General features: G+C 60.8%; 7 protein-coding genes. 1 reads left to right on the forward strand and 6 read right to left on the reverse strand.

Features of this window, described 5'->3' with window-relative positions; all coding sequences use genetic code 11:
* Nucleotides 1–154: 154 nt before the first annotated feature.
* Nucleotides 155–499 carry a helix-turn-helix domain-containing protein gene (locus C9427_RS33175; RefSeq protein WP_146172645.1) on the reverse strand — a complete coding sequence of 115 codons (345 nt, stop codon included), beginning with the start codon at nt 497–499 and terminating at the stop codon, nt 155–157.
* Between the two features lie 46 nt (nt 500–545).
* Here C9427_RS33175 and C9427_RS33180 point away from each other — a divergent pair, with 46 nt between their 5' ends.
* Nucleotides 546–1,025, forward strand: a complete 480-nt coding sequence (locus C9427_RS33180) for a riboflavin biosynthesis intermediates N-glycosidase (RefSeq protein WP_107653146.1) — start codon at nt 546–548, stop codon at nt 1,023–1,025.
* Here C9427_RS33180 and C9427_RS33185 read toward each other — a convergent pair.
* The 5 genes from C9427_RS33185 to C9427_RS34340 form a co-directional block, all read right to left on the reverse strand.
* The gene (locus C9427_RS33185; protein ID WP_107653147.1) at nt 1,022–1,960 is read right to left on the reverse strand and encodes a PfkB family carbohydrate kinase; all 939 of its coding nucleotides are present in this window, start codon (nt 1,958–1,960) and stop codon (nt 1,022–1,024) included. The genes C9427_RS33180 and C9427_RS33185 overlap by 4 nt on opposite strands.
* Complete coding sequence (locus C9427_RS33190) at nt 1,944–3,923, reverse strand: HAD hydrolase family protein (protein ID WP_107653148.1); 1,980 nt, start codon at nt 3,921–3,923, stop codon at nt 1,944–1,946. Before C9427_RS33190 ends, C9427_RS33185 begins: the two co-directional genes overlap by 17 nt.
* Entirely contained in the window at nt 3,920–5,068 is a 1,149-nt protein-coding gene (locus C9427_RS33195; protein ID WP_107653149.1) for a hypothetical protein, read from the reverse strand. Before C9427_RS33195 ends, C9427_RS33190 begins: the two co-directional genes overlap by 4 nt.
* Nucleotides 5,058–6,974 carry a hypothetical protein gene (locus C9427_RS33200; protein ID WP_107653150.1) on the reverse strand — a complete coding sequence of 639 codons (1,917 nt, stop codon included), beginning with the start codon at nt 6,972–6,974 and terminating at the stop codon, nt 5,058–5,060. The genes C9427_RS33195 and C9427_RS33200 overlap by 11 nt, the downstream gene beginning before the upstream one ends.
* A 2-nt stretch (nt 6,975–6,976) precedes the next feature.
* A partial coding sequence (locus C9427_RS34340; protein WP_107653151.1) for a phosphoribosyltransferase-like protein occupies nt 6,977–7,879 on the reverse strand: 903 nt, incomplete at its 5' end.

A 7,879-nucleotide genomic window follows, 5' to 3' on the forward strand; every position in this document is an offset into this window, starting at 1 on the left:
CCCTCGTTTTTACCCTCGATTGAGATCGTCCATTCCATCGCCATCGTCGTCTCCTTGAACAAGGGACGTTGATGGCCCAGTCCACGCTAACAAATCGTAGCCGCGATTACCCCAAGAAGTTACCGGTCTCTTCCAGACGAGCGATAGCAAGAGGTTAGCGCTCGCGAAGCGCCCCGATGGTATCAAGCACTCGTACGATCTTGTCGGCACCCTCAGGGGTCTTGTCCCATAGGCCGCGTAAGCTCGCCTGCAACTTCGTCCATGCGGCGGTTTCGGCGTTGGGCTCGATCAAGGTTGAGTCCATATCCAGCCCCAATACCTTGCAAATTTGCACGACGCTTTCGCTAATGCGACGAAACTTGCCACGCGTGATGCGACCGACCTGGCTGGCATGCACGCCAACTACAGCACCGATTTGGGTGTCAGTGAGTGCGCAATCGGTGCGCGCTGCGACGATTCTTGCGCGGAGTACCGAAATTTCATTTTCAGTTGCCTTCATGCAGATTTGCATGTAACAAAATGTGCAAATTTGCAAGGGGCACATTATGGCAGATGAAATCCGCTTCTATCGAGCCAGCGAGCGGCCCTACGGTGCGTTCAGCAATCTTTATCGGTGCGAAATCGAGTTTGAGGGTGAGCGCTTCGCCACGAGCGAGCATGCCTACCAGGCGGGGAAGCCGCGCAAGAAGGCTGTCCGCGACTGGCTGATGAGTGCGCCGTCCCCGGCATTACTAGCGATGGCCGCGCACGGCCTGTATTATTGGGATGTCGCGCCGGGCTGGTCGGTCGGCAAATTCGACCGGATGCGCGGGGTGCTCCGGGCCAAGTTCGAGCAGCATACCGACCTGCGCAATCTGCTGCTCTCTACAGGCGATGCTCGTTTGGTGGAGAGCGCCACCGTCGACAATGATGTCAACCGCCTTTGGGGCGAAGTGAACGGGGTCGGCAAGAATATGCTCGGCGTGCTGTTGATGGAGTTGCGCGCGGAGTTCCGCCGCGAAACGCCGGTGGCGGCGGCGGCCTAGGTCGGGAAATCGCGCCGCGCATGCTCTAGGATGGACCGCACATAAGAGACGTCGCGCTGCCGGAACACGCCCCGCGCGCCGGCAAATGCGCAATTTTCCGCCGCGAGCCGCTGGCCTGCGACTACGCCGCCCATCAGGTCATGGATATCCAGGCCCGAGAGCCGCGGCGTGGCTCGGGCCAATAGCCAGTCGATCAGCCCGACGCTCACCATGTCGCCTGACCCGCAAGTGTCCGTCACCTGCTTGGCAGGATAGGCCGCACTCCAGATCCGCTCACGACCGTGACGGAGTTCGAGGCCATCGGCGCCGTAAGTAACGATCGCCATTGCCGCGCTGGCGGCTACCTTATCGTCGAGCTCGGGGCCCAAACGATCCGAGGAATATTTAAGCACGCTAGTGATCGCGAGCGCTTCGTCGAATAGCGCATGATCGATGTCGGACGGTTCGAAATAGATGATCGCACCGCCATGGTAAGCCTGCGCCATCGCGTCGAGGATCGCCGGCGACAGGCGATCGGTGTAAAAGAGTGTGCAATTTTCTAACGCGACCGTCGCAGATTGCAGCTCCTCGTGGCCGATCGGCTGATAGCGCGGATATTCCTCGAAAGTGTCACAGCAGGTGAAACTGAAGCTGTGATGGCCCGAACGGGTGTCGAGTTCCTGGCGCAAGACCGGAGAGCGGCGTCCGGGATGACGATGGATGTAGCGTGTATCGGCGCCGGCGATCTCAAACTCGGCAAGCAACTGCTCACCGATCTCATCAAGCCCAAGTGCCAAAACCGGCGTGACCTGCCTTTGAAGCATGGCAAGCGACACGAGCACGTTGCCACACGACCCGCCAAGCGCCTCTGCGGCAAGATCGCCGTCGGCGTAAAGCCGATCGAGCACCGCAAAACCGGTGCCGACGACATCAATCACGTCACGTTGTGGGATCATAATGTTTTGCAATTGCACTTATTTCGGCAAAGCTGTCGAGTCCCAATGAGGACACATCTAAACAAACGCATCCGTCACCATCACGTTCCAAGGCCTGGAGCAGGCGCAGCAGCGCCTCGGGACCGGTCAGCGTCTTGCCAAACAGAGTCCAGCAACCGTCGTGGCGGTCGCAGACCGTTCCAACGCTGATCCCATGGGCGTGCGACAGCAGCTCATTGTCATTACCATCGCGACCGCCACTATCGCCGATGCACAAAATTGCTAAGTCGTTCGGCAACTTCTGCCGCACGCGGTCGACGACGCTGAGCTTGCTGGTGCCGGCCGCAAAGAAATCGATGCTGTGGCCTGAGCGCCTAAACCGAACGGCGCCAGACGCGATGGACGGACAGTCTGCGAGAGCCGCCGGAAAGGCCAAGCGATCAGCGAGATTATCGAGCTTGATCGAAATTTGCACGTCGCTGAACCGCCCCTCGAAAGCTCCAGAGAATAATTCGGGATGTGATCCGAGCCAAGCGTAGCATTGCGCCAGGTCTGGATCGGACGCTGGTCGATCCACCTCGATGTCGATGCTGAGAGGCTGTATATAAGCCCCGTTGTAATAGCCTACGAGCACGTGGTCGCGCATAGTCACCGGAAGTACGGCGCGCAGCGCTTTGCCACCCGATCCGCCGCGCCCGGTGGCGATCGCAATGCGCACGCCAATCGCATCGAGGCGTACAAGCTCATCGACGATAGCAGTCCGGGGATGTCCGAAACGCTCGTCATCGGAAATGATCGTGCCGTCATAGTCGAGGACGATCGCGCCGACCCGAGCGTCCGCAAGCGCGTCGCGTCGCGCGGCGCAGGCAGCCCGGATACAGACTTGATTATCAGTCACATCATCGCGCTCGAGTGCGGCCGAGCGCTTTTGTCGGACCGCTGGCCCAAGCTCACGCGCAAGAGCGAGTAATCCGTCTTCCTCGTAGAGGTTTCGGCCAAAATCGCCGATACCCGGCTTTCCTGGATCGATGCCGGTCGCGGCCCCGATCGCCTCGACGATCACTAGGCCCTCGACAATCCCGGCCGCTGTGCGCATGCGACCGGCATTGCCGAAGTCGAAGACATGCCGCCGTAGCGCCTGTGGCAACAGGGAGTTCGCGCGCTCCCATATCTCGCGGCTATCATCGCCGATCAGCCCGAGGATGACGGTTCGTTCGCCTCGATGATGCAGCCAGGTGTGGCGACCATGGGCGAAGTTGCGGAGGTCGGTTCGCTGGATCGGGCACAGCGCAGCCTCCCAAGCGGAGGTCTCGATAAGCTCGGCGACGGCGCGAAGCTGGGGATCGGCGACGATCAGCAGGACATCGTCACTCCGCACATCGGCGAGTTGAGCCTGCATGGCCTGCCGGGTTGCTGGGTTCATCCACTTGCGCAGGCGTTTGATTACAGCTGCAACGAGCGCCTCGCCCAATGGATCGGCCGATACCAGATCGCTGGCGAACAAGAGTGCGAGGACCGAGCCGATGAGCGAATGGGTGGCGAGAAAACCGTCCTTCGCATCGGCGACCGGAATGCTGGTCACTGTGTTGCCAGGATCTGCGGAAATGGCCTGAACCGCAGCGCCAGTGGCGTTGCGCGTCAGGAGATGGATTTGTGCGGCACCGCGCGAGCGAGCGGCGGCCACGCTGGCGATGCTATCGGCATTGTCGGCGCCAGCGCTGAATAACCAGACATCACTCTGCTTAAGTTCGTCGTTGGCGAGCACGAATTCGGCCGGGGTCACTACGTGAGTTGCTGCTTCAAACAGCGTTTCCCTACACCGCGCGAAATACTGCGCGGTGATCGCCGAGCCACCGGACCCAATTGCGACCACCTGGCGGTGCCGGCTTTGCCGAAGCGCCTCGGCCAGCACGCGCAAATCCGCGCTCGCGACCAACTCGGCGGTGCGCAGCAGCGTGTCGAGCTTTTCGGCGAATCGGGTCATGCTGGTTTGTCCCTCACCGTCTCAGCCTTAAATGCCGCACCGGCCGGTGCGGCGGATGCATCGCCAAGTTCGCTATAGGCAGGGCCGGACAGGAGAAGGTGGACGCGCATGTCGGGTGTCGCCGCGACCGCAGGCTTTGCCGGATCGAAGTCGTAGCGCACAGTCTCGATATACTGGACGGGAAGGTCATGCTCGATCGCGGCCATGAGCGCCCCCGCAGCCATTACGCGGCTGCCGACGGGGGAGAGGATGATCGACGGTACGAATACCTGCTCGACCGCGTCGGAGTAGCGTTTGGTGAGTATGCTCAAGGTCCGATAGCAATCCAACGGGTTGGATTCGGAGACATATACGAGATCACGCGGGTCCACCTGCCACTCGTCGACGAGCTGAGCCTCATATTCGGCGATCAGCGCGTCCGCCCGGCGCGGATCGCGTGCCGGGAACGGTACTACCGGACAGATCTTATAGGTGCCGCGGATCGAACGGCCGATATCAGTGAGCGCGCGTGTGCGCCCTTTGGCCAGCTGTGGGACCCAGATTCGCGCGATCTCCAGCTTCGCATCGCTTTGGTCGGTGCCGGCAAAGCCACGAACGGCAATCGGACGATCACCCGGTTCGCTCGCAATGGCATCGTCCAACTCTGGGTTAGACGCGATCATGATGTGGAAAGCAATGCCGCAGCTCTCACAATAGTCGAGCAGGAGGCGCGCGGCGGGAAACGCGACGCCGATCGATAACGCTGTCATGTCGAGCACGATGTCGGTGGTTTCAGCGGCGATGCTGTGACCACGGATGACCGAAGCGGTGCGCGCTCCGGCGATCGGCGCATTATCGTTGCCGAAAATATCAACCGTGGCAATTTCGCACCCGGGTACCAGGCTTCTGAGTAGTACAGCGTTCTGATCGGCCGCCGCGACGAGACCCGCGTCCGGGGTACCTCGCTCCTCCCGGATGAATAGGCCCTTGAGACGTTCACCAAGATGACCGGCGAGAATCGTCGCGATACCGAGCGATCGGGGGTCGAAGCCCGCGGCGGCCACCAGCAGGCAATGGACGTCTGTGCGCCCAAAGTATTCTCCTGCGAACACGTCGACCTGCGCATCGAAGTGGGCGATGCAGTTTTCCCAATGGTTATGCGCCATCCAAGCCCCCCTGCTCGCGCAGATAGCCAACATCGCGCTCGAGGAAGCCGCCCCGGTGCAAGGTCAGCCCATGCGAGAGTGCAACCACGCCGCTGAGCTCGATGAGGCACCAGTTCTTGCTTCCTTGGCCATAGTCACGGGTGACCTCGATCGCGCCATGGGCGACGGCATATTTGAGGATGAGCGCAAGCTCGTCGTTTGAGAGGAGAAGCTTGGCCATCTCCTCTTCTAGAACACCAACCGCATTGGCGCCGGCACCGAGACGGGCGTGGGGCAGCAGCGAGACTTCGCGGCAGTCCGACGCGATGCCATCGACCATCGCGCGGACACGGCGTGCGAAGGGGAACGCCCAACCATCCATTATTTCTACAGCCTTGGCGCTCAGCACATCCTGTTGTGCACTCGCTGGAAGCGCCAGCGCTCGTCCCCGGATCGCTTGGGTTTCCATGCGTGCGACTAGCGCGCCGGCGAGTTGGAGGAACAGCTCGGCATTTTCGTTGCTTGCGTCGCACAGCGTGTCGAAACCGTAGTGGAAAGCACGCCCGCTCAGCGCGTGGAGATGCAGCCTGGCGGCCTCGGCGACCGATGCATTCGCCTTGAGCGGTGTCCGCGGTTCTGGATCAAAGTCCTCGAACAGTGATACCTGCTGATCGGAAACGCGGTTGGCATAACGCGCCATCAGGACTCGGACCATGGCAAGGGCGACCTCCGGCTCACGGTCGCCAGATTGCGTCCCCGCAAGATAGCCAGCCACCAGTTCCTCGATCGAGATGCGCCGCGCCGGAGTTACGTCGAAGCGCTGCTGGTCGCGCTCGACGAGAGCCGCGAGTTCGCGCAGCTTCGCCTCAGACAGGCGTGGTGGTTCGTCGGGGACAAGCCGCCGAAATGGCGGAAGGTTACGATTGCGGAAGGCGGTGACGCGCGGGAGGTAGCGGTCTGCCATGTCCGCCGCCATGTCGCGGAAGCGCCGCCGCTCCTTGTCGCGGCTTTCGCCGCCCTGCATGAAGATATCGACATAGTCGCGGTCGGGCTGGAGATTATGCGTGGCGACACTACGAGCCGACCGGAACACGGCGCCAGGGCTGAGGGCGTCGAGCCGCATCATCAACCAGCGTCCGAATTTGATCTCTCGTCGCGCGAGCGCGGTGAAGATCTGCTCGAACTGGTCTGGGTGAAGCGCGTGGACGTCGTCTAGGATAGCGAGCGGCTTGACCGTCAGACGCTCTCCCATCCACGGAATATCGATCTCCTGGATGCATTCGAAAGGCTGATAGGGTTCAGTCGCTGCCTTCGGCAATTTATCGATGTCTGGCGGCAGCAAACTCGCTCCGATTGAATAGATCGCGCGCTGCACTTCGAGCGCGCGGTCGCGAATACCGGTCGCGGTCAGCCCCCCGATCTGCTCGAGGTGCGCTTCCGATGCTTCCCGGGCGATGAAGCGAATCTCGTCGAGCCGGCGATGGTCGCCATTGGTTAGGCCACGCAGCAGAGCGAGCATAGTGCGCGCCTGGACCAGCCACAGGGCGAGTTTGGTTTTGACGCTGTCCTCATAGGGCAACTCCCAGAAGTCGCGATACTCGGATTCCATAGGAATGCGGACAGCTGCGACCCCGGGTTTCCCGTCTTGCAGAAACCCAGCGCCGGCGAGGGCTATGGAAAGCTGCTTGTTAGTGTCGTTGGTGGGGTCGCGCAGGATCGTTTCGACGAGGCGAAACTCGGCCAGCATGGCCAACATGGTTTTGCCGCTTCCCGGCGCGCCGACGATGCGGATAGGCAGATCGAAAATGTCGGCCTTGCGGGGATGCTCGGCCAGGAATGTGGTGAGCGGCGCCGGACTCACGATCTCCAGGAAAGTGGTGTCGTCACGAATGTATTCGGTGGCGCGGCGGAGGAATGGATTTGCCATGGTCAGCCGTGCCTATCACGCCGACGAAACAAGGGCTGCATCGCGTGACCATTTTCGTTGGTCGTTTCCGCCCAGAGTAGTGGAATGCTGTTGTTAGGTGTGTTGTGCTCAAGGATAAGCGGCAAAGCGCAGTCGGCATAACCCATCTTGAGATCGGCCTGCTCTGCCTCGCCTGCATGTTCGACCAGCCGAAGGTAGAGATCGTGATTATAGTACTTTTCGCAAAGCGCGATGACGGCGTCGTCAGCGCCTAGATTGAGCTTGAGCGAGGCGGGCAGCAAGGTGCCCTGGGTCACATCGATTGACCCGAAGGTTCGGTCCGCCCATTCGAGATTGGCCAATTTGGTACGTTGGAGGAGCGCCTCGTGCGCCTGGGTGGTCGAGACATAATGATGAATATGCAGCGCGTAATTCTCGACGATCGGAAAGGTCTTTCCCTGTTCCTCAACCGCCTTGCGCGCACCGATCAGCATGTCGTTGAACTTTTGCAACTTGCCCTTCCACTCGCCATCCTTGAAGCGAATGAAGGTCGTACCTGAGGCGGTGAAATCGTCGATCAGGTAGACGTGCTCGAACTGTTCGTCGCCGGCGTCGGCTTCCTTGATTTTCTTCGCAAGATCGAGCCATTTCTCGGTGCCGATATTCATCATCGGCACGACCTGCTCCTGGGTGATGCGGCCGCTGTTGGCGCGCCGCATGATGTCGATGCGGCTGCCGTCGCTCATGCCTATGAATAGGGAGCGTCGCTTAATTCGCTTGAAGGCTGCGACCCCATCCCTGCTGCCCCAAACCTCATGGGGTGGAATGCCGGCCTGCTTGGCGGCAAGGCGCCGCAGATGCGGCGTCACCGTTTCTGGATAAAAGGCTTCGATCACGCGATAAAGCTCAGCATTGGAGATGTAGAC

Origin of the sequence: Mesorhizobium helmanticense (genome assembly GCF_003034915.1) — a bacterium.
In the GTDB taxonomy this organism is placed as follows: Bacteria; Pseudomonadota; Alphaproteobacteria; order Rhizobiales; family Rhizobiaceae; genus Mesorhizobium; species Mesorhizobium helmanticense.

Excerpts from the sequence above, each read along its gene's own strand:
- C9427_RS33200 (WP_107653150.1), bottom strand. The coding sequence starts at position 6,974 with ATGGCAAATCCATTCCTCCGCCGCGCCACCGAATACATTCGTGACGAC.
- C9427_RS33175 (WP_146172645.1), bottom strand. The coding sequence starts at position 499 with ATGAAGGCAACTGAAAATGAAATTTCGGTACTCCGCGCAAGAATCGTC.
- C9427_RS33190 (WP_107653148.1), bottom strand. The coding sequence starts at position 3,923 with ATGACCCGATTCGCCGAAAAGCTCGACACGCTGCTGCGCACCGCCGAG.
- C9427_RS33185 (WP_107653147.1), bottom strand. The coding sequence starts at position 1,960 with ATGATCCCACAACGTGACGTGATTGATGTCGTCGGCACCGGTTTTGCG.
- C9427_RS33180 (WP_107653146.1), top strand. The coding sequence starts at position 546 with ATGGCAGATGAAATCCGCTTCTATCGAGCCAGCGAGCGGCCCTACGGT.
- C9427_RS33195 (WP_107653149.1), bottom strand. The coding sequence starts at position 5,068 with ATGGCGCATAACCATTGGGAAAACTGCATCGCCCACTTCGATGCGCAG.